Origin of the sequence: Roseinatronobacter monicus (genome assembly GCF_006716865.1) — a bacterium.
Classification (GTDB): Bacteria; Pseudomonadota; Alphaproteobacteria; order Rhodobacterales; family Rhodobacteraceae; genus Roseinatronobacter; species Roseinatronobacter monicus.
Window position 1 is genome coordinate 190,621 of sequence record NZ_VFPT01000004.1, and the last position, 24,746, is coordinate 215,366.

At 58.8% G+C, this 24,746-nt stretch carries 17 protein-coding genes and 1 pseudogene; 4 read left to right on the forward strand and 14 right to left on the reverse strand.

Translation table 11 applies throughout. The annotated features are described in order from the left end of the window. Positions 1 to 4: 4 nt before the first annotated feature. From tssE to BD293_RS20785, 6 genes and pseudogenes are all read right to left on the reverse strand, one after another. Positions 5 to 454, reverse strand: coding sequence for a type VI secretion system baseplate subunit TssE (gene tssE / locus BD293_RS20760; RefSeq protein ID WP_142085590.1), 450 nt, complete (start codon positions 452 to 454; stop codon positions 5 to 7). Positions 455 to 464: 10 nt separating this feature from the next. Further along, a complete protein-coding gene (gene tssC / locus BD293_RS20765; protein WP_211841100.1) occupies positions 465 to 1,940 on the reverse strand; it encodes a type VI secretion system contractile sheath large subunit in 1,476 nt (491 codons plus the stop codon). 44 nt (positions 1,941 to 1,984) lie between these two features. Then, a complete protein-coding gene (gene tssB / locus BD293_RS20770; RefSeq protein ID WP_142085594.1) occupies positions 1,985 to 2,497 on the reverse strand; it encodes a type VI secretion system contractile sheath small subunit in 513 nt (170 codons plus the stop codon). A 97-nt stretch (positions 2,498 to 2,594) separates the two neighbouring features. Next, positions 2,595 to 3,658, reverse strand: a protein-coding gene (locus BD293_RS20775) for an IS630 family transposase (protein WP_142079576.1) whose coding sequence is annotated in 2 segments (ribosomal slippage) — positions 2,595 to 3,170 and positions 3,173 to 3,658 — 1,062 coding nt in all. Because the reading frame shifts where the segments join, the coding sequence is not laid out codon by codon here. 163 nt (positions 3,659 to 3,821) lie between these two features. Next, a pseudogene (locus BD293_RS20780) lies at positions 3,822 to 4,798 on the reverse strand (IS5 family transposase). A gap of 439 nt (positions 4,799 to 5,237) precedes the next feature. Further along, a complete protein-coding gene (locus tag BD293_RS20785) occupies positions 5,238 to 5,837 on the reverse strand; it encodes a lysozyme family protein (protein ID WP_142085596.1) in 600 nt (199 codons plus the stop codon). 164 nt (positions 5,838 to 6,001) lie between these two features. Here BD293_RS20785 and BD293_RS20790 point away from each other — a divergent pair, with 164 nt between their 5' ends. From BD293_RS20790 to BD293_RS23390, 4 genes are all read left to right on the forward strand, one after another. Further along, a complete protein-coding gene (locus BD293_RS20790; protein ID WP_170207273.1) occupies positions 6,002 to 6,550 on the forward strand; it encodes a hypothetical protein in 549 nt (182 codons plus the stop codon). A 37-nt stretch (positions 6,551 to 6,587) separates the two neighbouring features. Then, on the forward strand, positions 6,588 to 7,679 hold the full coding sequence (locus BD293_RS20795) for a DUF11 domain-containing protein (protein ID WP_170207274.1): 1,092 nt from the start codon (positions 6,588 to 6,590) through the stop codon (positions 7,677 to 7,679). Between the two features lie 68 nt (positions 7,680 to 7,747). Next, positions 7,748 to 12,688 carry a hypothetical protein gene (locus BD293_RS20800; RefSeq protein ID WP_142085602.1) on the forward strand — a complete coding sequence of 1,647 codons (4,941 nt, stop codon included), beginning with the start codon at positions 7,748 to 7,750 and terminating at the stop codon, positions 12,686 to 12,688. Next, positions 12,685 to 14,286 (forward strand): glycine-rich domain-containing protein, encoded by a 1,602-nt coding sequence (locus tag BD293_RS23390; protein WP_170207275.1) that lies wholly within the window; start codon positions 12,685 to 12,687, stop codon positions 14,284 to 14,286. The genes BD293_RS20800 and BD293_RS23390 overlap by 4 nt, the downstream gene beginning before the upstream one ends. A 485-nt stretch (positions 14,287 to 14,771) precedes the next feature. Here the strand turns inward: BD293_RS23390 and BD293_RS20815 are convergent, their stop codons facing one another. From BD293_RS20815 to BD293_RS20850, 8 genes are all read right to left on the reverse strand, one after another. Next, positions 14,772 to 15,554 carry a UPF0149 family protein gene (locus tag BD293_RS20815; RefSeq protein WP_246086429.1) on the reverse strand — a complete coding sequence of 261 codons (783 nt, stop codon included), beginning with the start codon at positions 15,552 to 15,554 and terminating at the stop codon, positions 14,772 to 14,774. After that, positions 15,551 to 17,719 carry an SF1B family DNA helicase RecD2 gene (gene recD2 / locus BD293_RS20820; RefSeq protein ID WP_142085605.1) on the reverse strand — a complete coding sequence of 723 codons (2,169 nt, stop codon included), beginning with the start codon at positions 17,717 to 17,719 and terminating at the stop codon, positions 15,551 to 15,553. The genes BD293_RS20815 and recD2 overlap by 4 nt, the downstream gene beginning before the upstream one ends. Further along, on the reverse strand, positions 17,716 to 17,961 hold the full coding sequence (locus tag BD293_RS20825; protein ID WP_142085606.1) for a hypothetical protein: 246 nt from the start codon (positions 17,959 to 17,961) through the stop codon (positions 17,716 to 17,718). Before BD293_RS20825 ends, recD2 begins: the two co-directional genes overlap by 4 nt. A 127-nt stretch (positions 17,962 to 18,088) precedes the next feature. After that, positions 18,089 to 18,772 (reverse strand): IS6 family transposase, encoded by a 684-nt coding sequence (locus tag BD293_RS20830; RefSeq protein WP_142085608.1) that lies wholly within the window; start codon positions 18,770 to 18,772, stop codon positions 18,089 to 18,091. Positions 18,773 to 18,911: 139 nt separating this feature from the next. Beyond that, entirely contained in the window at positions 18,912 to 20,483 is a 1,572-nt protein-coding gene (locus BD293_RS20835) for a glycosyltransferase (protein ID WP_142085611.1), read from the reverse strand. A 1-nt stretch (position 20,484) separates the two neighbouring features. Continuing rightward, positions 20,485 to 21,915 carry an HlyD family secretion protein gene (locus tag BD293_RS20840; protein ID WP_142085613.1) on the reverse strand — a complete coding sequence of 477 codons (1,431 nt, stop codon included), beginning with the start codon at positions 21,913 to 21,915 and terminating at the stop codon, positions 20,485 to 20,487. A 139-nt stretch (positions 21,916 to 22,054) separates the two neighbouring features. Further along, a protein-coding gene (locus tag BD293_RS20845; protein WP_142079576.1) for an IS630 family transposase occupies positions 22,055 to 23,118 on the reverse strand; the annotation gives its coding sequence in 2 pieces (ribosomal slippage) (positions 22,055 to 22,630 and positions 22,633 to 23,118; 1,062 coding nt in all). A 101-nt stretch (positions 23,119 to 23,219) separates the two neighbouring features. Continuing rightward, positions 23,220 to 24,611, reverse strand: a complete 1,392-nt coding sequence (locus BD293_RS20850) for a phosphohexomutase domain-containing protein (RefSeq protein WP_281286723.1) — start codon at positions 24,609 to 24,611, stop codon at positions 23,220 to 23,222. Between the last annotated feature and the right edge of the window lie 135 nt (positions 24,612 to 24,746).

Sequence of the window (24,746 nt, forward strand, 5' to 3'; positions counted from 1 at the left end):
CTTATCATCGAGCGGCGAAATGCCGCCCCTCCCTGATCACAAGATCAATGCTGATCTGTTCATTGCGATGTGAGATCAGTGTCTTGGCTTGAATGGAGAACAATAGCTCCATCCCGCGGTTGTCGGCGCGATCAAAAATGACTTCTACATCAAATACCCGCGCTTCGCCTTCGGCGATGGCGCGGCTGATATCACGTGAAATGGCTGCAAGCAGATCCCTCGAGCCTACCGCCGCATCATTCATGTCAATCAGTCCGAAGCCGGGAGTGCTTGCGCTTTCTCCCGCACGGCCATTTAGAACCCGCAACAAGTTGGATTCGATCGAAGTTATTCGATCCGAAATCGCATCTTGGCTTCTCAAGGGCACTTTCAGGTCATCAGCCCTGAGGCGCTCCAATAAAGATCTGGGCTGGCTCCTGCTTCTGACTGGCTGTCCTCCAAGACCAGCCGTCATTCAAGCCTCCCTATTCTTTGTCTAGTCGGCCTACAAGCGAGAGCTCAAAATTGGCACCCATATATTTGAAATGCGGCCGTACGGCCATCGAGACGCGATACCAGCCAGGATCACCCTCAACATCAGACACTTCAATTTTGGCGGCCCGCAGCGGACGGCGCGAACGAACATCCGACGGCGGGTTCTCCTGATCGGCCACGTATTGCGAAATCCAAGCGTTCAACTCTCGTTCCAAATCGTTTCGTTCCTTCCAGGAACCAATCTGCTCGCGCTGAAGCACTTTGATATAATGCGCCAAGCGGTTGATGATGAACATATAAGGAAGCTGAGTGCCAAGCTTGTAGTTAGTCTCAGCGTCTTTTCCTTCCTTCGTATTGGGGAATCGCTTTGGCTTCTGGACCGAATTCGCTGAGAAAAAGGCCGCGTTATCTGATCCCTTTCGCATCGTAAGCGTAATGAACCCTTCTTCAGCCATCTCGAACTCGCGCCGATCCGTGACCAAAACTTCGGTTGGAATCTTTTGCTCCAATTGCCCCATCGACTCATAGACATGAACCGGAAGGTCATGGACCGCACCACCCGATTGAGGGCCAATAATATTAGGGCACCAGCGGTACTTGGCGAAGCTGTCGTTAATGCGCTCAGCCATTAACAAGGCTGTATTGCCCCAAAGATAGTGTTCGTGATCGCTTTCAACACTTTCTCGATAAACAAAGCTTCGGCTAGGATTTTCGATAGGATCATAAGGGTTGCGTAGCAGGAAACGCGGCGCTGTCAGTCCAACATAGCGGGCGTCCTCAGACTCGCGCAGGGACCGCCATTTCGCATATTTGGGACCTTCAAAAATCGCCGAAAGTTCTTTAATTTCTGCTAGTTGCGGGAAGCTCTCTACGCCGTAAAATTGCGGGCTCGCCGACGAAATAAAAGGCGCATGTGCCATTGCACCGACCGCGGCACAGTATTGTAGCAACTTAAGATCCGGCGAAGATGCGTTGAACTGATAAAGCCCAATCATCGCTCCAACTGGCTGGCCTCCGAATTGCCCATAGCCAGCAGCATAAACATGCTTGTAAAGACCGGATTGGGGTACTTCCGGCGAAAGCTCGAAGTCCTCAAGCACCTCTTCCTTGCTCGCAGATATCAGCTCGATTTTGATATTCTCACGAAAATCAGTCCGATCCACAAGAAGTTTCAAGCCGCGCCAAGTTGCCTCGAGTTCCTGAAGCTCCGGCGCATGCAAAATTTCGTCCATTTGCTCCGAGATTTTACTGTCAAGCTCCGCAATCATTCTGTCTACGCGGGCCTTGTTAACTGGTTCCCCTGTGACGTTGTCCTCAAGTATCTCCGCGATAAATGCCTGCACACCCTTGCGGGCTACGTCATACCCGTCATCGGCAGGCTTGAGGTTGGATTTCGCCATAATCTGATCGAGCAGCGAATGCTCAGCCACAATCTCTTCTGCACCCACAAACGTCTTGGTGTCCACTTTCATATCCTTATATCAACAGGTTACACATAAATACCAGATCCCTATTCGTCCTGGCCATCTTTTGCATCGCGGATTTCACCGACTTCCTTCAGCAATTCTTGCCGTCGCACGGGATCGTCCACAAGCTCTTCCAACGCCTTGCGGAAAGACGGCATATTTCCCAGCGGCCCCTTCAAAGCGGTCAACGCCTCACGAAGCTCAACAAGCTTGCGAAGTTCCGGCACCTGCTGCGCAATCGAGTCGGGCGAAAAATCCTGAAGCGTATCAAATTTCAGCAAAGCGCGCAGCGTTGCATCTGGGTCATCTTCGGCTAATACATTTTTCACCTCAAAGCTGCGCTCCAGACCCATTTCACGCATCACGCTGCCAAAGGTATTTTTATCAATTTCTACGGCTCGCCGTGTTTCTACTGGCGAATCATCCGGGCGACCAGAAAAATCCCCCAAAACAACCATTTTCAACGGGAGTTCGACTTCGGCTTGCTGGCCGCCAGTCGCAGGCACAAATTTGACATTGATTCGCTCTTTTGGGGCGACTGACCCTGTCTTAGACATGAAAATTCTTCCTTTACTCAATCTTCAGTTGAACATCGATAGCCACCTTGGCAAATTAGTCAAGGCTCTTCGAAGGGTTAATACCAATCAGCATTGATCAGAACTCTTGAGCCCAGTCGCGGGTTCCAATGGAGGTGATTGTGTCGGGCATGCTGACCAATTTGTTCCAAGCCTTGCAGCAATGATCTACGATGTCTTCATAGGTTTCGAAGATGAGGTTTGATAGCCAGTTGTCTCGCATGAATTGCCAGATGTTTTCGACTGGATTGAGTTCTGGGCATTTTGCGGGGATCGGGATGATGGTGATGTTGTCCGGAATGACCAGCTTGTCAGTCATGTGCCATGCGGCTTGATCCACGAGCACAGCCCCATGTGCTTTGGGTGCGACAGTTTGGGAGATTTCAGCAAGATGCAGGGCCATCGCTTCGGTATTGCACGCTGGCAGCACAAGACCTGCAGCTTTCCCGAGGGCTGGGCAAATCGCTCCAAAGATGTAGCTTGAACTCGTGCGCTGATCATGTGGGGCGGAAGGTCGCGTACCGCGCTTCGCCCATCGGCGCGTGATCTTGTTTTTCTGGCCGACACGCGCTTCATCTTGGAACCAGACTTCGATCACAGTGCCTTGCAGGAGCCGTGCGCGGAGCTTTGCTACTGCGGCTGCAAACCCTTTTTTTTAAAGTCCTCCAGTGCGGCTGTATCTTGCGCGTGATGGCGCGGGCGTGCTGTGAGTTTGACATAACCAAGCGCCCTGAGTTCCCGGCTTATCGACGTCTCGTGAAGTGAAATCCCAAATGTGTCTGCAATCCATTTCCTCAGATCACTCAGGCGCCAGCGGACGACCCCATGGACCGATAAGGTCGGACCGCTCTCAACAATTGCAGCAAGCGCCCTGCGCTGCTCATCGTTAAGCTTAGACTGCTGACCAGGAGCTTTGCCGTTGATCAAGCCGTCAGGCCCGCGGGCATTAAACCGCTCCACCCAGTCACGGACAATTTGTAGGCCAACACCACCAATCCGAGCAGCATCGCTGCGCCGACCGCCATCATAGATCTCCGCCAGCGCCAAAAGCCTGCGGGCTTGGTTGGCATCCTTTGTCTTTCGCGCAAGTTCTCTCAACTTCATGCCGTCGTAGTCTGTCCGTAACGCGAGCGCTGCGCCCATAGAGAGGCCCTCCCCAGAAAATCTGACGCCATTGAGTCAGATCTTCATAGATTTGGGAATCCCAAAACCCTCAGAAGAGTCAGATTTCGCGAGACTTGGTATAAAGCGGGCGTTGTTGCACGGACCTACGATGGTTTGAGTTTGCCCTTACCCGCTCATTTGGTCAAGAGACGACCTCGAACTTGGCACGGCCAAGTTCGGTCATCTTGTTCAGAATGTGGGTGCCGATCTTGGCTTCGGTTTTCTGGTTGGGAAAGCTGCGCGCTTTCAGTTTGGGGCCGATGACCATTTTCCAGCGCCCCATTTGTGTTTCACCGCGGCTGCGCTGATTGTATCCGCTGCTCACCTGCCAGGCCATACGCCCGCCTGTGCGTATTGCGGCAATGCGCTGGTCGCGCAGCGTTGGATTGCCCACAGCCTCGGCGCTGAGAACCGCAGTCTTGGGAGGCGGAATAGTGATCTCGACATCAACCCCAAACAGCTTCACGAGCAAGTCGCTGGTCGGGTCGCCGTCATAGGCGCCGTCGGCGATGAAGCGTGTCACGTCCCCGTCAATCTGATCCAGAAGCTCTGGCAAGGCGGTGGGATCACCCACATCATCGGTGGTCAGTTCAGAGCAGGCAATTTCGCCGGTGACAAGGTCCAGCCCAAGATGCAGCTTGCGCCAGGATTTGCGTTTGGCCTTTGTTTTGTGCTTGTTTTCCAGCCACTCGCCTTCGCCAAAGATCTTCAGGCCCGTGCTATCTACCACCAAGTGGATAGGGCCATCCGTCGACGCGCGCGCTTTCATTGGCAAGATCAAACCGGCCCCGCGACGTGACAGGGTCGAGTAGTCGGGCACCAGCAAATCCAGCCCCATCAGCTTCACAAGGCTGCCTACAAACCCTTCGGTCTGGCGCAGCGGCTGGTTGTAAACGATGCCAAGTGTCAGGCAGGTCCAATAGACAGGTCAGAATGAACTGGCTGGCCACCCCGTGTCTTGCGGCGCTCTGCACGCCATGCAGCTTCAACCTCGGGGCTTAGCCAAATTGTTACATCGCCCCGCCGACGCAGGCTTTCGTTATAGCCAGCCCAGTTCGTAATGCGGTACCGCTTCTTCGCGAACTTGTGCCGGCGGCCAGCATTGAATTTATGCGGCATCAACGCTATCCAATCGATCAGGGAAACGGCCTCGAAGCCGCCCTGCGGCGGTGCAGCATGGCCCGCCGACTCTTCGAGGTCGACCATCGACACACCCGGCCCTAAGCCGCCGGTCGGCCTTCTACATAGTCGTTCATCAAAGCGGTCGCTCAGGAATTGCGCTGCATGTGACAACACCAGCCTCATTGTGGATGGTCACACGGGATGCGCCATGAAGCGAGTGGTCGACGTTGATGTTAGGGGAACAAATTGCTGCGCCGCTTCATTTAGAAGAAGCGGCCGGTCGCTATGCCCCATGGACGGGCATAAGAAGCAAGGAATCGAATCTGGAAGCGCGGCGAGTCGAGGACATTGCTCTTGACGTACTTGGTGCAGGCCAAGGGGCTGGTTCATTCGCCTCGTTGCGCAGGGTTACTGCTGGCGCCACTTTGAGCTGCCGTCACCATTCGAACCGACGGCCCAGAACATCGAGCACGGTTTCAGGCGTGGTGAAGGCCTTGTTAACCCCATCGGCCGCATAGGCGGATTGCCCGCGCTCTGGCCCGCTGACCAGCGGCAACGCAGCCCAGACTCCTGCCAGGCAATTGGCCAGTTGCACATTGGGTGTCGCGTGGTCGAAAAAACCGCATTGATGCATCAGGAAGCGCGCCAGATAGGTCTGCACCTCGCCATCAAAGACCAGACTGTCCGAAATCCCGTGGGTCTCGACCAGATCGCGCAATGTCAGATAGATGAACTGATAGCGCCCCACGGCAGAGGAGATCGTACCAAGCGCACGGATCTCGCGCTGATAGTCCAGCACTTCGGCCAGCGTCATTTCGGTCAGCGGGCGATCCGGCAGGGCAGGGGCGAAATCCGAAATCGTGCCGAAACCGCGCGGTCCTTCCAGATTGCCCATCAGGTTCAGGAATTCGACATCATTGGCCGCGAAACTGGTCTGCCCATCGCGCGCATGGGCTGGAAACGGCGGCATCAGCGCAAGGCAGAGCGCAAGCAGCCCCGTCAGGGTGCTGCCTGCATACTGTAGCCAATTTGTCACATGAAACTCCAGTCTGATCGTTATGGTTTTTCAACTATAGTCTCGAAAGAGATTAAATTATAATCTTTTTTTTGGCTAAAAAATATAAGAGGCTTGAGCAGGCCTCCGACAGAATTGACCGTGCTTGTCCCCGCTTTGGCGGCGACGTGCTTATGGAGGCGTTTATGCCACTCACTTTCCTGTCCTCCGGTCAGAAATGGTCGGTCCCCATCCTTGTGGCCGCAGGCCTGTTTCCTCTGGCGCTGGCCGCGCAGGACCAGCCTGACACCCCCGAAACTGTGCAGGTCGCGCTTGCAGGCTTCACACTGGAACCGGAACGCACCGAAACCGGCGCGCTGGTGCTGGATGAAGCGGGCGCGCCCGTCATGCAGCGCATCGCGCTCGATGACAGTGTCGTCACCCCCGGTGATCAGGTGCTTTATGTCATCACGGTCGACAACCCGACCGCAGAACCCGCGGTGAACCTGCAGCTTGGCGTGCAGGTCGCCGCCGAATTGCTGCTGGACCCCGACAGCTTCATCGGCCCCGAGGGGCTGGTCGTGGAATGGGCCGGTTCCGAAGAATTAACGAGCTTTAGCCCCATTTTCGTCGAAATTGAGGGCGAAACTGTCATGAATGCCGATCTCGATGACTTGCGCGCGCTGCGGCTGACACTGCCGGAACTGCCGCCTGCCGAGGAATTCAGCGTCGAATATACCGTAACCCTGCGCTGATTTGGACAGCGTCTTCGTGTAAATGAGGAGTATCCCCATGATCCCCAATCCCTTCAGAACTCTTGCCCTGAGCACGGCGCTGGCCGTGTTCGCGGGCGGCGCGATGGCGCAGACAGCGCCGAATACAGTTGTGACCAACACAATTGACCTGACCTACAACAGCGGTGCAAATACAGATGCCGTAACGCAGAACGATGCGGCATCGGTTACATTCAATGTTGACCGCAAGGTTGATGTCGTCGTGGCCGCCCTGACCGGCAGCGGCGTCTTCAACGCTGTGCCTGGGCAAGAAGTCACCCTGTCATATCGGGTTCAGAACGAGGGCAACGACACTCAAGGCTTCGTGATCGGCGTTGTTGACGGCGGGAATATCGGTGTCGCAGGTGGGTTAACCTACAGCGAAACGGCGACGACAACCGAGGGCGAATATTACGTCATGATCAGCACGGACGGGACTGTTGCTGGCGGGACGGTTTACAATGTGACCGACGGCCTTAGTGCAGGTGATCTGAACGCCGGCGAGGAGTATTATGTTTTGATCATTGCGAATGTTCCAATCGGCGCCACGGACGGGCAGCTTGATGATTTCATCGTGACCGCGACAGCGACCACCGCTGTCGGCAACACGCCTGTGGTAGAGGATCGTTCGCAAGGCCTGACGGGTGTGAACACGGTTTTTGTAGATGCTGCCTCGGACTCGACGCGCACATCAAGCGAGATCGACCCAGCAACCAACGGCAAGGCCGCTGACGAGACCCGAATCCTGATCACGGCGCCTGTTATTGTAGCAGAAAAGACAGTTGTGGTTCTGGACGAAAACCTGCCGGGCAGTACGTTTGATTGTGCCGCAGGTGGTACCGCAACCGGATCGCCCCTAGCGGCCATCCCGGGAGCCTGTCTCGAATACACAATCGAAATAAGGAATGACAGCACCGAGAATGGGGGAACGGCCGCAGGCACACTCGAGATCACAGATGTTATTCCGGCCAACACGACTTATGCAGGTCACACGCCAAACGACTTCACGATTACGGAGAATGGAACACCTGTGACGTCCATCATCGCAGAGTTGGCCACGCTTGCAGCCGGTGAAACGAAATCCTTCACCATCCGCGTCACCATCGACTGACGCCCCCCGGCGCGCGGCACCTTGTTCGCCGCGCGCCGCCTGTATCCAGCACTGATCGGCCTTGTCCCATGTTTCGTTTGCTTTCAGTTGCCATAGGCGCGCTTGGCGCCGCTACGGTCTCGCTCGGCATGGCCGCGGCGCAGACGCCGATGGGGACGGAGGTGCTGAACACCGCCCATGTCACATGGCAGGCAGGCGGGATCGATCAGGGCGCAGGGCTTGCCCCCGAGGCCAGCTTTACCGTCGCCCGCCCGCCCCGGACCGATGCCGTGCTGACCGCATGGGAGCTGGACAAGGGCCTGACCGATGGCCCGTTCGAGAACATCCTCTTTCCTGCAGGCGATTACTGGCAAAACGCGTTTGATTCACTGCCCGAACCTGTGGACCGCTCGACCCTGACCGGTGATCCCACCCCCATTGACCGCAGCCAGCCCCTGCGCGTGTTCCGCACCGACCGTATCCGGCTGGGTGTGCCGGTCTTCTTCACGCTGGAAGATGCCGGGCTGAACATGGACCCGAATGCGGTCGAAACCGTGGTCGTCACCCTGACCGACGCGGTGACCGGCGACCGCGAAGAGCTACGCTTTTATGAAACCGGCCCCGATACCGGCATCTTCACAGCCTGGATCAACACCACCGATGACACCTCGCCCCGCGGCGACGGGCAGCTTGCGACACAGGCATTTTCGGTCATCACCGCGCAATATGAGGAAACCACCAACACGATCAACAATCTGGAAGTCGATGTCGGCGTTGGCCCGATCGACCCGTTCGGGCTGGTCTTTGACAGCCAGAGTGGCGCGCCACTCAGCGGGATCGAGCTGACGCTGATCGACATGGCCACCGGTGCCCCTGCGACTGTCTTCGGTGATGACATGGTGGCAGATTATCCGGCCACGCTGGTCACGGGCGGGCAGGTCAGCGACAGTTCCGGGCGGGTCTATGACTTTGCCCCTGGTGAATACCGCTTTCCTTACGTCGCGCCGGGGACATATCGCATCGAGATCACGCAGAGCGATTTCGACACGCATGGCGCCCCGTCGCAGGTCAGCGATGCGGATCTGGACCAGCTGGACATAGCGCCTGTCATCGTGGACGGCTCTCGGCTGGAGAGGTTCAATGTGGTGCCCGGCCCGCCCTTGCGCATTGATATTCCGATGGATGCTCTGGCGCTTGCCCAGATCACCCGCACGGCATCCCATGGAGATGCGTCGATTGGTGAATTTTTTGAATATACCGTGACCGTCACCCCCTCTGAATCCGGTGTGCTGACGATTTTCGATACATTGCCGAACGGGGTGGCCTATCTGTCCGGCACGCTGCTGGTCGATGGCCAGCCCGTGACTCCGCAAATTCTGTCGGGTGGGCAACGGCTGCGCTATGATCTGCCTGCCGTGGCTGCGGGGCAGACCATGACCATCACTTATGGCGCGCAGGTGGTGCCACCGGCACAGCCGGGCGACAACCTGCGCTCGGTCAGCGAAATCCGCACGGCCGGCACGCGCTGGATGCGCGACGATCATGTCTTGCGCGTGCGCGATGCGTTCCGGCTGGATCAGGTGGCCATCCTTGGCCAGATCAGCGCAGGCGGCTGTGATGGGCCAAATCCGGGCTATGATCTGTCAGGCATCCGCGTTCTGTTGGAAAACGGCGAATATGCAATCACCGACAGTGACGGGCGCTTCACGTTTCGCGACATCTATCGCCGCCCGCGCGTGGTGCAGATGGATGTGACCACCCTGCCGCCCGGTGCGCGGCCGGTGCTGTGCTATGCCTCGACCCGCAGCGCGGGCAGTGCGATTTCGCAATTCGTGGAATTGCGCCCCGGCATGATGGGACGGGTCGAGTTTTATCTGGAATTCGACGAAGAGGACGAAAGCCTCTTCGAGCCTGAACCACCCGCACAGCCTGAACAATCGGCCCTGCTGCGCTTCGATCAGGACTGGCTTGACCGGAATGCTGCGCGTCATGGCGCGGGCTTTCTGGCCCCGGCGGCGCGCCATCTGCCCCGGTCAGAGGCCATCGATGTGGTCTATCTGCGCCCGGCAGGCAGCCCGTCCGAGCTTCTGGTCAATGACGAAGCCGTGCCGGGCATCCGGCGCGAACCATCGATCCGGTCCTCTGATGGCCGCTGGGAAATGATCCGCTACCGCGCCGTGCGGATCAGCGAGGGGCGCAATGCGCTCTCGCTGCGCATCACCAATGCGGACGGCCAGACGCAGCATGCCAGCACGCGCGAAGTGCTTTACGGGTTGCGGCCCGCGCAGCTGGAACTGGTGCGCGCAGCCAGCACATTGGAGAGCGACGGGCGCAGCGAGCCGCAGGTCACCATGCGCCTGACCGACCCTTCCGGCATCCCGATCCGCCCCGGCACGCAGGTCACTGTCAGCGTGGAACAGCCTTTCGGCTTTGCACCCACAGGGCCGGTGCGGCGCTCTTCCCCGGCATCCGAGCGTGCGCCACAAGCGCGCATCACCGCCACGGTGGAGGATGACGGGATCATCAAAGTGGCGCTTGCCCCGGTGCTCGAAGGGGGCACGGCGCGCATCTCGGTTCCCGCCACAGGGCGCGATCTCAGCCTGCGGGTGCCGATCTCTGCTGCAAATCGCCCCTGGGTGCTGGTGGGCCTGGCCGAAGGCACACTTGCGCATAAACGCGTCCGCGAGCACATGCGCCGCGATGGCGAGATCGGTAATGCGCTCTCTGGCCGTGTGGCGCTCTTTGCCGAAGGGGTGATCAAGGGCGAATGGTTGCTCACGCTGCGCTATGACAGCGCGCAGGATGGCGACGATTTCTACGGCATCGACCCGGATGCCGATTACATCGTCTATGGCGACCGTTCCACACAGGGCAATGCCGCGCAAAGCCGCTTCCCGCTCTATCTGCGGCTGCGCAAGGAAGGGGCGGAATTCCTGATCGGGGATTTCAACACCAATCTGAATGCAGGCGGGATTGCGATCAACCAGCAGGTCACAGGCGCGCGCGCGGTGTTTGAAGATGAGGACTGGCGCGTCATGGCCTTTGCCGCGCAGACATCAAACCGGCTGGTTGAGGATCGCATAGCCCTGAATGGCACGATCGGCCCCTATCAGCTTAGCCGCGCGGATGTGATCCCGCATTCGCAGACGGTGCGGCTGGTCACGGTCTCGCGCTTTGATACCTCCGAGGAGCTGGAAAGCCGCATATTGGTCGCGGGCACGGATTATGTGCTCAGCTACCAGACTGGCCAGATCTTCCTGCGCCGCCCCATCCCGGCCTTCACGCCCGATCTGAACCGCCATGTGCTGGTCATCGATTACGAGGCCGATGCCGATCTGCGCAATGCGCTGATCGCGGGTATCCGCGCCGAGGCCGAATTGTCACCCCGCCTGCGTGCAGGGGCGACTGCCGTCCATGCCCGCCGGGTCGAAGGCCAAAGCCTGAATATCACGCTGATGGGGTTTGATCTCAGCTACAAGGCCACAGATGAGCTGACACTCAGCGCCGAGGTGCTTTATGCGCGGCGCAATTTCGCGGCCCATACCGATACCGGCCTGCGCAGCGAAGTGCGCGCCGAGTTCGAGCGCGAGGGCACGCAGGTTGCGGCCTATCTGCGCCGCCAGCGCGGGCATGTCAGCCTGACGGCATCCGATAGCGCGATTGATACGACTGTGGCGGGGATCAGCCTGCGCCATCAGATCTGGGCCGATCCCGACACCCCATCCGAGGGCTGGTTCATCGAGGGCCGCGCCACAGCGGAAAATGACCGCGTCAATGCCACGCGCAAACGCGATGGCGAAGTGCTCCTGACCCGCGCGCGCGAACGCACCACCCAGTCGCTGGGCTTTCGCGGCATCCATGGCCGCGGTGCCGACCAAACGCGCGATTTGCGACTGGTCTATCGCGGCACGGGCCAGTCCGAGGATGGCCGCCTGACACAAGCGCTTGGCACGGAAGTGTCGCTGCGCCCCGATGGCGCGCGGGCGGGCGACAAGCTGGAACTGAGCTTTGGCTATGCGCTGACCGAACGCTGGGAGGTCTTCGGCACATTCGAGGTCGAAAGCCAGCGCGCCACCGGGATCGAGGCGCGCCGCGCCACATTCGGCGCCGAATTCACCCCGAAAGAGGGGCGCAGCTACCGCACGGCGCTGTCCTGGGCCGGGAATGGCCAGCGGCAGGGGCAGGCGCTGTTTCTGGGCGCGGACCATGATTACACGCTTGATGAGGGGCTGAGCGCCTATCTGGGCGGCGATATCCAGTGGGATCTGGGCGCGGCGGGCGTGCCGATGGGCCAGTCCATCGGCAACCCCTATATTGCGGAAAGCTTCATCGCGCTGCGTGGTGGCCTGCGCTATGAGCAGGACAGCTGGGGCGCGGGGCTGGACAGTGAATGGCGGCGCACCCGCAACGCCCAGACCGCCAATCTGCGCTTTCGCATGGATGGCGAACTCTCCGAGGACTGGAGCGCGGGCGCTGAAGCCTTTCTTGGTCTGACCCGCAACAGTGGCGCAAACTGGCGGCATGATCTGAAACTACTGGCCTCTGCCGCGCATCGGGCTGGCCCGCGCGATCCGATCACGCTGTTGCAGGGCGAATTGCGCCAACGCTCGCAGGGCGGGATCGACAGCACCACGGCGATTGCCTCGGTTTACCGCTCTCAGTACCTGTCAGACACGGAATTTCTGAACCTGCGCTACGGGCTGAAACATGACCGGGCCAAACTGCGCACAGGCACGGTCACGGACTGGATGAACCTTGTGGGCGCGGAATATCGCCGCGACCTGTCCGAGACATTCGACATTGGTCTGCATGGCAGCGTCATGCATGCCGCGCGCACCGGGCGGGTGTCGCATAGCGCGGGTGTGTCACTGGGGCTGACGCCGTTCGAGAATGGCTGGCTGTCGCTGGGCTATAATTTCACGGGCTTCCACGATCCCGATTTCTCGGCGCTTGGTCACACCGACACAGGTCCATTCGTGCAATTTCGCATGAAATTCGATGCTGACAGCCTGCGGGGGATGTTTAAATGAACGCAGTCGGGTCATTCTCAACCGTTGCAGCATTGCTGACCAGTGTCATCCTGCTGCTGCCGCAAAACGCCGCGGCCGATGCTGTTTGTACAGAGGACTTTGCCACTGGCGGTGATGACATATCTCTTATTACAGTTGGCGATAACCAATACTGCGTACACGTATTCACTGAAAGCGGTGATTTCGAGCCGCTAGAACCCTTGCAGGATGTCGATTATCTTATCGTTGGCGGCGGCGGCAGCGGTGGTAGCGCTGGCCCCTTTGGCGGCGGTGGCGGCGGTGGCGCCGGGGGGATGCTGGAAGGGAGCATCAACGCCCTTTCGGATGTTTCTTACGCGATTACCGTTGGGCAGGGTGGTGCTTCCATCTTTGCGAATCACACAGCCGGAAATAGCGGCGAAAACTCAAGCGCTTTTGGCTTCACGGCAATTGGCGGTGGGAGCGGCGGTTCAGGCAACACTGGCGGCGGCAATGGGGGTGGGCCAACCTCAGGTGGGTCAGGCGGGGGCCAAGGCACTATCTCAACCACGGTTGTCCTCGTGGGTGATGTTTCTGGAACGCAGAACCAAGGTAATGATGGCGGCACAGCAAGTCCGCCAAGCGGTGGTGGTGGTGGCGGCGCCGGGGCGCCTGGTGGTTCGCCCCCCAATACTGCCACAGCTGCGAATGGTGGTGATGGCCTGGCCTCTTCCATAACCGGCAACGAAGTTTTCTATGCCGGCGGCGGTGCAGGCTCTGGGCCGACCAGCACCGGGAACAACGCCACAGCGATTAGTCCACCTCGCGGTGACGGGGGGAGCGGCGGCGGCGGCGGTGAGGGTGCGATCGACGGTGTTGACGGTAAAGGCGGCGGTGGTGCCGGGGGGCTGAGTAATGTTGCGCGCTCCGGCGCGGGCGGTTCTGGCATAGTCGTGGTGCGCTACTTGATCAACACGCGACCCACGGCTGATGCGGGTGCAGATGCGACAGCGGTGGCCTTTCAGCCCTTCACGCTGGACGGTAGTGGAACGACCGATCCCGACGGACCGACCGTTGAGGGGAACATTGTCAGCTATCAATGGGCGCAGACTGTGGGCACATCCGTGACCTTGTCCGACGCTTCAGAAATCAGCCCCAGCTTCACGCCCCCACAGCCTGCGAATGGTGCGCCGTCCGAAATCCTTACCTTTGAGCTGACAGTCACGGACGCGTTCGAACTAACCCATACCGATACCGTCACGATCACCCTGCTAGGGGTGGCGGTGCTGGAGGCCTCGAAAACCGTTTCGGTCTTTTCCGAGGATGGCAGCGATTGCGATGATTTCAACGCAACCGCCCCGGCAGAGCCTGCATTGCCTGCCGCGATCCCCGGTGCCTGTATTGAATATGAGATCACGGTCGAAAATACCGGCCCGGTCGCGGCTGAGACCATTACGCTGTCCGATACATTGCCCAACCACCTAACTTTTGTGGCCGCTGAACTGGGCAGCAATTGGGACGGACCACCTACGCTCACCACACCCGGCTGCCCCAGTCCAAGCTGTCAGGTGCTTATCGAGGATGGCGTTCTCAACGCGAACACAACCGCGACGATCACCATCCGCGCCACAATCAACTGACTAGTTCGGCCGGGCTTGCCAAATAGCGCGATCTGATCACCTTGACGACTTCTGGCATTAAAATCAGCATAATTGCTACGCCCGCCACAACACCACCCAACGGCATTATGCTGCGCAAAGCCCGAACGGCAGCTTCGAAGCATCGCCATGCGGCTGGCGGACTTTCTGGAAAGGCCGAGCACCGCGGCAATGACGCGCGACTTTGCAAACTCCGCTCCATGCCAACTGCGGCTGTTGTGGGGTGGGGGGCGGAGGGGAGGCGACTGGCCGCTTTCTCAAGATGCTGCAACTGCATTGCTGCAAGGTCACAGTCGGCTTTCCGCCCTTCGCGTCGATCATGCTGCAACCGCGAAGGATTTTTCCCCTTTGACGAATGTCCGCCAGATCCTGCTCTGCTAATTGTCTCTCAGTCGCACATTGGGAACCTTGTGGTAGGTAGGAGAACGCTCGATTTGAGCAGAACGGCAACCTGAATTCAGTATTTTTCAATTCCGGCCACAGCAGAGCTTGTACTTGCGGCCTGATCCGCATGAGCAAGGATCGTTCCGACCGGGGCGGGGTACTGCCCTGTGCGGCATGCCAGAAAGATTGGCAGCTACCGTGCCAGCCAGTTCAGGGCGCGATTGGTGCAGGATCGATGCGACACAGTTCGGAATCAGGTCGGGTGCCTCAATGTCGATTTCATCTATCTCGTCTTCCGTGAACTTGCTCTTACCGGTGTAAATGTCCTGCAGCGTCCTCAGGAAGATCATCGTGGTTTGAGTTTCTTCATCGGCACTGTCGAACAGGTTTTCCCATGCAGCCGGCCGCAATTCCATCGCGCGTGTGAACCCATCTATCCAAGGCTCCCAGAACGTCTCATCGCTGTTTGGGTCCACCTCGTAGATCGGCTCGATCAAGAGTGAGCGGGTCATGGCTTCCGCCACGGAATTGTGATGCGTCATCACGGCGCCGATCGTTTCTTCCGCTGCCTCTTGATCGGCGAAATGTGCCTCACTGGTTTCGCCCCATACATCTGGGAGCCATTCCGATGGCGGTATCATCTCAGGACAAGCCAGAATGCCGGTAATATAGCCGTCGAGTTCGCTGAGCGTCATGGCCATGTTATCGACCGGCAGCGCATGCAGGAGTTCATTCAAACGATCCAGCCGTTTCTCTTCTTTATTCATGCCACGTCCTTTTGATCTTGCCCTCCTGATACTCAAATTGCGCCAAAAGGTGAAGCCGGGGAGAAGAAGTGATGTGATTGGTTTTGCACGTTTCATCATGCCAGCCACTCGTTCAGCTTCGACCAGCGCTGTCGCCCTGAAACGTTCTTCACGGCGATTGCCACCGCCTTCTTCTGGCCAACGAGGACAACGAGCTTCTTGCCGCGCGTGACGCCGGTGTAGATCAGATTACGCTGCAGCATGGCGTAGTGCTGGGTCATGACAGGGATAACCACCGCAGGATATTCCGATCCCTGGCTCTTGTGGATAGTGGCCGCATAGGCTGGAATCAGCGTGTCGAGTTCGCCAAAGACGAAGGTCACGGTGCGGCCATCGAAATTAACGGCAACCTCACCATCGTCGAAATCGACATCCTCGATCATGCCGATGTCGCCGTTATAGACGTCCTTGTCATAGTCGTTCTCGATCTGCATGACCTTGTCGCCTGGCGCAAATGTCCAGCCGAAGCGCTCTACCTTTTTCTCTCCAGCCGGGTTTAGCGCGGCCTGCAACTCGATGTTGAGCGAGCGCGCCCCGACACCGCCGCGGTTCATGGGGCAGAGGACCTGGATGTCTTTGATCGGATCGAAGCCGAAACGCTGCGGGATGCGCTTGGCCACCAGCTCGACAATGCGCGGCACGGCCTGCTCGGGATCCGCGGCCGGCACGAAATAGAAATCCGCCTCCCCATCGGGCTTGCCAAGATCGGGCAGCTGCCCCGAGTTGATGGCATGCGCCGTGGTGATGATCTTGCTCTGCACCGCCTGCCGGAACACTTCGGTCAGGCGCACCACAGGCACTGCGCCCGAGCCGATAATGTCGGCCAGCGCCTGGCCAGGTCCTACCGAGGGCAACTGGTCGATATCGCCAACGATCAGCAGTGCAGCTGTGCTGGGCACGGCCTTAAGGAGCGACTGCATCAAAAGCACGTCGACCATCGAACTCTCGTCGATGACCAGCAGGTCACAGTCGAGCGGGTTCTCCTCGTTGCGCTTGAAGCCGAAGGCCTTCGGGTCGAATTCGAGAAGCCGGTGGATGGTCTTGGCCTCCATCCCGGTGGCCTCAGTCATACGCTTGGCCGCGCGGCCCGTAGGCGCGCAGAGCAACAGCTTCACGGCCTTGGCTGCGAGGATGCGCAGGATCGAATTCACGATCGTGGTCTTGCCGACACCGGGACCGCCGGTGATCACCATGAGTTTTGAGCGCAGCGCCAGCCGGATCGCCTCGGCTTGGCTGGCAGCAAGGGTGAGGCTGGTCTTCTGCTCGATCCATGGCAGGGCTTTGTCCGCATCGATCTCAGGCCAGGGCAGGGCGCCTGAACGGATGCGCTTCACATGATCGGAAATATTCCGCTCGGCGTGATAAAGCCCGGTTAGGAATATACAGTCGGTCTCGCCCACACGATCGGCTGTCACGGTCTCTTCGGCCAGTTCCTCTTGTAGCGCGCTCTCGATCAAAGGTGCAGGAACTTCGAGAAGTTTGCCTGCCAGCCCGATCAACTCTGCCCGGGGCAGGCCACAATGACCGTCGCCCATGGCTTCACTCAGGGCAAAGGAAATTCCCGCGCGCACGCGGATCATCGCAGTCTTCTCGATGCCCAGCTTCTCGGCGATCAGGTCGGCTGTGCGGAAACCTATCCCCCGGATATCCTTTGCCAGCCGATATGGGTTCTCGCTCATCACCTGCACGGCGTCTGTGCCATAGGTCTTGAAGATCCGCACTGCGCGCGCTGTGCCCACGCCATGCTGATGCAGAAAGACCATGATCTCGCGGATCACCTTCTGATCCGCCCATCCGGCGGTAATCTTGCTCGCACGCATGGGGCCGATGCCCGTGACTTCGCGGAGCCGCTCGGGCATGGCCTCGATGATGTCGAACACATCCTTGCCGAAGGCCTTGACCAGCCGCTTGGCATAGACGGGCCCGATCCCACGGATCATGCCGGAGCCGAGGTATTTCTCGATGCCGTCCACCGTCGAAGGGGCGGAGGTCTTCAGGAAATGCGCCTTGAACTGCAGCCCGTGGGTGCGGTCGTTCAGCCACATGCCAGACGCCGTGATCCATTCGCCCGCCGAGATCATCGCGGCATGGCCCACGGTGGTCACCAGATCCTGGTGCCCCCGCGCCTTCACGCGCAGAACGCAGAACCCGTTCTCGGAATTGTGGAATGTCACCCGCTCCACCAGACCGGCCAGAACTTCCGTGGTGCTCGCCCTATCGTTCACTCAACGACCTTGATCGCCGATTTGCCTTTACGTGCTGTTTCGGCCATGGCCCTATCGAATTCAGAACGAGGTAAGTTGACCAACGCGAAGCGTTTTTTCTGCCAGGGGCGGTCTTCATCTAGCGCCTCGATGACGAGTTCCACGTTATGATCATTGACAAATACTTCGACGGTAATCTGGTCATCCTCAAAATCGACCTCATGGCGACAGCCGTTGTTTCCGCGAATTATCACATGAGCCATTTCACATCTCCCGCCTATACCTGCGCACACGCCGGGTGATGCTAACCTCCTCGACAGTGCGTTCATAGGGGAAAGGTTCTGTCGCAAATTTTCAGTCAGGTTGAGATCAGGCTGGCGCTGGACATAATTATGCTGCGAGCTGGGCGAACTGCTGGAATGCGGTCATGCCGTTGGCGCCGAATTGTCCCTTACGGATCATATGCGCGGTCTCGATTCCTTCAAGCGTAGCAGACGCCGAATGGAATGCCTTGAAGCCGAGCATTCGACCTGTGATGCGCTTGATGAACCGGTGGTCCTGCTCGAGGATATTGTTCAGGTATTTGACCTGCAGGATCTTGATGGTCTGCCCAGTTACTGTGAATTTGAGGGTCACATTCACGGCTTCCAGGCCCGCCAGATTTGCCCCACTTTTGTCGATAACGATGCGGTCGGGGATGCCGTTGTTGCCGATTGCACGCCGGAAGAAGCGCCGCGCCGCCGGCTTGTCACGCCGCTCAGATAACATGAAATCAAGGGTTTGGCCGTTCCGATCCACCGCGCGGTAGTGATACATCCACTTGCCCTTAACCTTGATATAGGTTTCATCCATCCGCCATGAGATGGCCGTCGGGCGCTTTTTCGCCTGAGCTTTTGACGCAATCAATGGGGAGTACTTGACCACCCAACGGTTCAAGGTTGCGTGGTCAACATCGACACCGCGCTCCTGCATTATCTCTTCGAGGTCACGATAGGACACAGGGTAGCGTAGATAGAAAAACACTGCGAACAAGACCACCGATTTCGGGTAATGTGCGCCCTTGAAGTCAATCATCGTTACCGTCCAATTATCACAGTGAAATCAACTCCTACAGCGCAGCATCATGCCGTGCTACCCGCATGAACGAAATATTTGCGACAGAACCCATCGAAAATGGGCCGTGATGTCGCACTTGCACAAGTTGCCATTATACTCAGGGCGACGGCAGAACACCTGCATAGACCGCGAGGCCGGTCACGAAAACGGATGCCACGGTGAAAAGTTGAAAGAGAGCGAAACGTTCCTTCCAACCGGTGCCTTCGCCGGCGCTCTGATTGCCGCGATTCGACCATTTCTGTTTTGACAGGTGAAAGATCATGTAGATCTTCACACCCGCGTTGATGAATTGGTTGAAATACAGGATGAAGGGCCAGGTCAGATCAGGCTTGCGGGCGTAGGTGTAGAGCACGGTTGACAGAACCAGCCGCGACGCCACCAACCAGATCAGAACATTCCAGAAATAAATTGGGTCTATCATCGTGGCAAAGACTGCAAGCAAGGGGCTGACCATCATCGTCCACATGGCGATCCTCTGATCGACGATGCACCACCAGATGAAGAACGGCATCGCACGGGGTCCGAGTGCTATCGCACGCGCGCCATTGCGAAGCATATTGCCCGACCAACGGCGGAAGTTCTGCACCATCCGCTCCATCCCCGACCCCTTGATGACCTCGATCGTGTAGACTGTGGCGTCGGGCACATAGGTCATCTTTGCGCGCTTCGAAAGCAGATGGTACCATGTCGATTTGTCGTCGCCTGACAGAAAGCGGAACCGGCCCCAAAGCCAGTGATCCAGATGGTCGGCCTCGATCGTGCGGATGAATTTCTCGTCAACGATGTAGCGGGCACGAAAGACACTCATGCGGCCCGTCAGGGTCAGCACACGACCGGCAAGGGCATGGCTCTGCATTGCAAGCCGTCGCTGGGCGAAGCGCATTTCCAGCCACGCCCCGATCCAGCGCGGGCCATAGCACATGACTTCTTCATCCGTGGTCAGCGCCTGCAGCTCTGGGTCGGCGCCGAACATTGACAGGGTCTTTTCCATCACATCGCCGCCATAGACGGCGTCGCCGTCCATGAAGATCACCAGATCGTCCGGATCTACCCCTCGCCGCGACATGCCGCGCAGGATCAGGCCGATGGCCATGCGCTTGCCGGGCTGGTTCTGGCGCACGAAGGTCAGGTCCATCAGGCCCGCTGGCAGGTCTGCGCCGTGGGTTTCCACATAGTCGCGTATGACCAGTTCGTCATAGGCCGAGCCCGTCCCGATCCAAAGAGAGGTGGGGATACCTTCGCGGCGCACCTGGCTGAGGATCGAGCCGATGACGGCGCGGGTGATCGCCGGTTCCTCGTAATAGGTTGTCATCTGGATGTGCAGTCGGCGCGGGCGCCAGCCTGACGCCCAGAGCGCCTGCGCCCGGCGCCGCATCGGCGGCCAGGTTATGCGGCGATAGATTTCGGCGCGCACCGCGTGGGTGAACCACCATCCGAAGCGCCAGAATCCCAGCGTGCCAAGGGTGATCGTGATGCTGAGCAAGTCCGGCTTGAAAAACCGGTTGGGCATCAGGACCGCCACCCCGAGGATCAAGCCCCAGAGGGCTGCGTAGTTCACAAGGAAGGCTGGCGTCCATTTGGCCAGCCCGTGCGGCGCGGGGCCGCCAAGTTCGCGCAGCCACGCGGTCAGATGCTTTGCAAAGGCGTAGTCGCCATGTGGGGCGTCCATATCAGCCCCCTGTTCCGAACCAGCGCGCCAGAAGTCCACGTTTCACGACCACCTCCGTCGGCGCATTGAAGCGCAGTCTCGCGCGGGTTTCATCTGCATCCAGCCCTACCGCCTCGATGGTCACAATGAGGCCGAAACGATCCGGCTCGGCGGGGTTCGCACCGGCCTCTACCGTGGTGACGCGACCGGTGATCCGGGTTTCCGGATCGCGTTCTGGCAGCCTGATCTCGGCCCGCATGCCCGGCCTGACCGAACCGCCCCTCCGATCGTCAAGCCACCCCCGAATGACCCTCGGCGCATACGTCTCGTAGATCGCGAGCGTATCACCCATGCGCATATACTGGCCATCTGCCGCTAACCATTCGGCGACAAGACCCCCGGTCGGGGACGTTATCTGCATTGAAGTGCGCTGCTGACGCAGGGTGCGCATCTCCGAGACTGCACGGGCCAGATCGGTCTCGAAGCCGCGCAGTTCCTGTTCCAACCTTGTCCGCTGATCGTTGTAGTCGCCCGGGCGGATCGAAATACCGGCATCGAAACGTGCCATGGCGGCATCGGAGTAAAGCCTTCCGAGCGTCTCGCGAACCGCCTCACGCATGGATAAGTGAAGGGTGAGGCGCTCTCGCCCCTCGGTGATGCGGGCGTCCAGCACGTCAATCCGGGATTGGACATCTTCCAGCGCAGCCTCGACCTCGGGATCCTGCAGGCGGGCCAGTATCGTGCCCTCGGCAACGTGCCTTTGGGCAGAAGCGGCCCTTTGCAGATAGCCTTCGCGAGGGGCGCGCAATTCCTGCCGCTCGGCATAAACCCGTGCATGTGACAGGGGGATGCCCTCGATGCGGGACCAGGCAAACGATCCCAAGAAGCCAACGAGAAGGCAGAAAAGCCCGACATACCAAATGATATTGAACATGACACGCAGCAGCCTGGGTTTGGCCAGCGCCTGGCCCGCGGCCTGTTCCTGCGCCGTCTCGCCCATCGGAATTAAGTCGACAGGGGTGTCCAGTGCGGTGATCATCTCTCCCGTCGTGGCCATCTTTCCGGTGAGGAGGTTCTGATAGAACAGCCCCAATGCCTCGCGTTGGCGGCCGGTGAGGTTCTTGAACAACCACGGGCCGTCATCGTCCACAGCCTCGAGCGCAACTGGGAAACCCACGTCGATGCCCTGAAACGGGATTTCCATCCTGGCACCGGCCAGATCATGTCCGGCAAGGACCGCGTCAGAGATGCCGCCGAGCCACCAGTTGCGCGCCACCAGCCTGGTGCCGTCGGCCAGCGCCAAGATCAGCGGGGCAATGACATGCGGCTCTGTCTCGGGCGCGGGACGCTCATGCGCGATATGAACACCACCAAGCGCATCCGTGGCCGGAACGCTGTCTGGCCCTTTGGCCGCGTCCTGGCCGCCGTTCTGGCGATGCTGCTGGCGTGTCATCGGGCCGTTTCTCCTGATTTTCTCTCACTGAGGTTCTATCAGGTGTCCGATAAACATGCTGCGCCGCAGAGGGATGCGTGCTGGAGGGGAAGGATCAGGCAACCAATCCGAAAGGATAGGTTATACCAATCAGCATTGATCAGAACTCTTGAGCCCAGTCGCGGGTTCCAATGGAGGTGATTGTGTCGGGCATGCTGACCAATTTGTTCCAAGCCTTGCAGCAATGATCTACGATGTCTTCATAGGTTTCGAAGATGAGGTTTGATAGCCAGTTGTCTCGCATGAATTGCCAGATGTTTTCGACTGGATTGAGTTCTGGGCATTTTGCGGGGATCGGGATGATGGTGATGTTGTCCGGAATGACCAGCTTGTCAGTCATGTGCCATGCGGCTTGATCCACGAGCACAGCCCCATGTGCTTTGGGTGCGACAGTTTGGGAGATTTCAGCAAGATGCAGGGCCATCGCTTCGGTATTGCACGCTGGCAGCACAAGACCTGCAGCTTTCCCGAGGGCTGGGCAAATCGCTCCAAAGATGTAGCTTGAACTCGTGCGCTGATCATGTGGGGCGGAAGGTCGCGTACCGCGCTTCGCCCATCGGCGCGTGATCTTGTTTTTCTGGCCGACACGCGCTTCATCTTGGAACCAGACTTCGATCACAGTGCCTTGCAGGAGCCGTGCGCGGAGCTTTGCTACTGCGGCTGCAAACCCTTTTTTTTAAAGTCCTCCAGTGCGGCTGTATCTTGCGCGTGATGGCGCGGGCGTGCTGTGAGTTTGACATAACCAAGCGCCCTGAGTTCCCGGCTTATCGACGTCTCGTGAAGTGAAATCCCAAATGTGTCTGCAATCCATTTCCTCAGATCACTCAGGCGCCAGCGGACGACCCCATGGACCGATAAGGTCGGACCGCTCTCAACAATTGCAGCAAGCGCCCTGCGCTGCTCATCGTTAAGCTTAGACTGCTGACCAGGAGCTTTGCCGTTGATCAAGCCGTCAGGCCCGCGGGCATTAAACCGCTCCACCCAGTCACGGACAATTTGTAGGCCAACACCACCAATCCGAGCAGCATCGCTGCGCCGACCGCCATCATAGATCTCCGCCAGCGCCAAAAGCCTGCGGGCTTGGTTGGCATCCTTTGTCTTTCGCGCAAGTTCTCTCAACTTCATGCCGTCGTAGTCTGTCCGTAACGCGAGCGCTGCGCCCATAGAGAGGCCCTCCCCAGAAAATCTGACGCCATTGAGTCAGATCTTCATAGATTTGGGAATCCCAAAACCCTCAGAAGAGTCAGATTTCGCGAGACTTGGTATTAGCCCTCGATCAGCGCCTTGATTTGCGCGATATGCAGCTTGAGTGCATTGGCATTTCCGCGCCTTTCGACATTGAGGCGGAGCAATGGTTCGGTGTTGGACATGCGCAGGTTCAACCGCCAGTCGGCGAAACTGAGCGATAGCCCGTCAAGCCGATCGACCTCCTCGGCATCAGCGACAAGAGCGTTCTCGACGCGTCGCATCGCGGCTGCGGGGTCTGTAACGCGGAAGTTGATCTCACCCGAGGACGGAAAAGACACGCGCGCTGCTGTCACCAGATCAGCAAGGCTGCGCCCCGTGCGCCCGATCAGTTCGGCGATCATGAGCCAGGGAATCATTCCGCTGTCGCAGGCCATGAAATCGCGAAAGTAGTGATGCGCGCTCATCTCGCCACCATAAACCGCACCAGTATCGCGCAGCGCCTGCTTCAGAAAAGCGTGACCGGTGCGCGACACCTGCGCCTTTCCACCGCTTTGCGAGATCACGTCCAGAGTATTCCAGACCACGCGCGGGTCATGAATGATGGTTGTCCCCGGTTCCTTTGCCAGAAAGATACGCGCCAGAAGGCCAACGACGTATTCCCCTGGCACGAAGTTGCCTTCGTGATCGAACAGAAAGCACCGGTCGAAATCACCATCCCAAGCAACACCGAAATCCGCCTTATGGGCGACCACGGCATTTGCCGTAACTGGCTGGTTCTCTGGCAAAAGAGGGTTGGGTATTCCATTGGGAAACTGGCCGTCGGGCGCATGGTGCAAGCGTATGAAATCGAAAGGTGCGCTGCGCGCGTTCAGGTCTTCGGCGATCGCGTCAAATGTCGGACCTGCCGCACCGTTGCCGGCATTGACCACAATCTTAAGCGGGCGCAGTGCGGCAATATCGACGAAAGACAGAACCCGTTCGACATAGGCGGACCTTGTATCCTTGGCGACGATCACGTGTCCTCCAGAGCGTAGCGTGGCGAAGGCTCCGGTTTCCGCCAGATGCCGGATCGCTCTCATGTCAGTGTCGGGATCCAGCGGTGCAGAGCCGCGCCCGACCATCTTCATGCCATTGTAGTCCATCGGATTGTGAGAGGCGGTGACCTCAATCCCCCCGCATGCATCGAAATGGCTGGTGGCAAAGTACATTTCTTCCGTGCCGCACAGCCCCAGGTCGAGCACTTCCACGCCTGCTTCGAGCAACCCCTCGATCACCGCCGCCTGCAATGCACAGGACGATGCTCGACAATCACGCCCCACAACAACCCGGCGCGCGGCCAGAACCCCGGCAAAGGCCCTCCCGACCCGTCGGGCAATGCCATCGTTCAACTCGTCGCCAAGGCGTCCACGAATGTCGTAAGCTTTGAAGCAATGCATGGGAATAAATGATTGGGGATCATGAAGGGTCATGTCGTTTTTCCGTTGGTATGGTTTTGATAACTCTTGGTGCCGGAAATCGATGCATTGGCACAGACCCGCAGCAGGACGTCGAACCGCCCTGTCGGATTGGTCGAACTATCCGGACGGATGGGCGCTTGTCCCGAC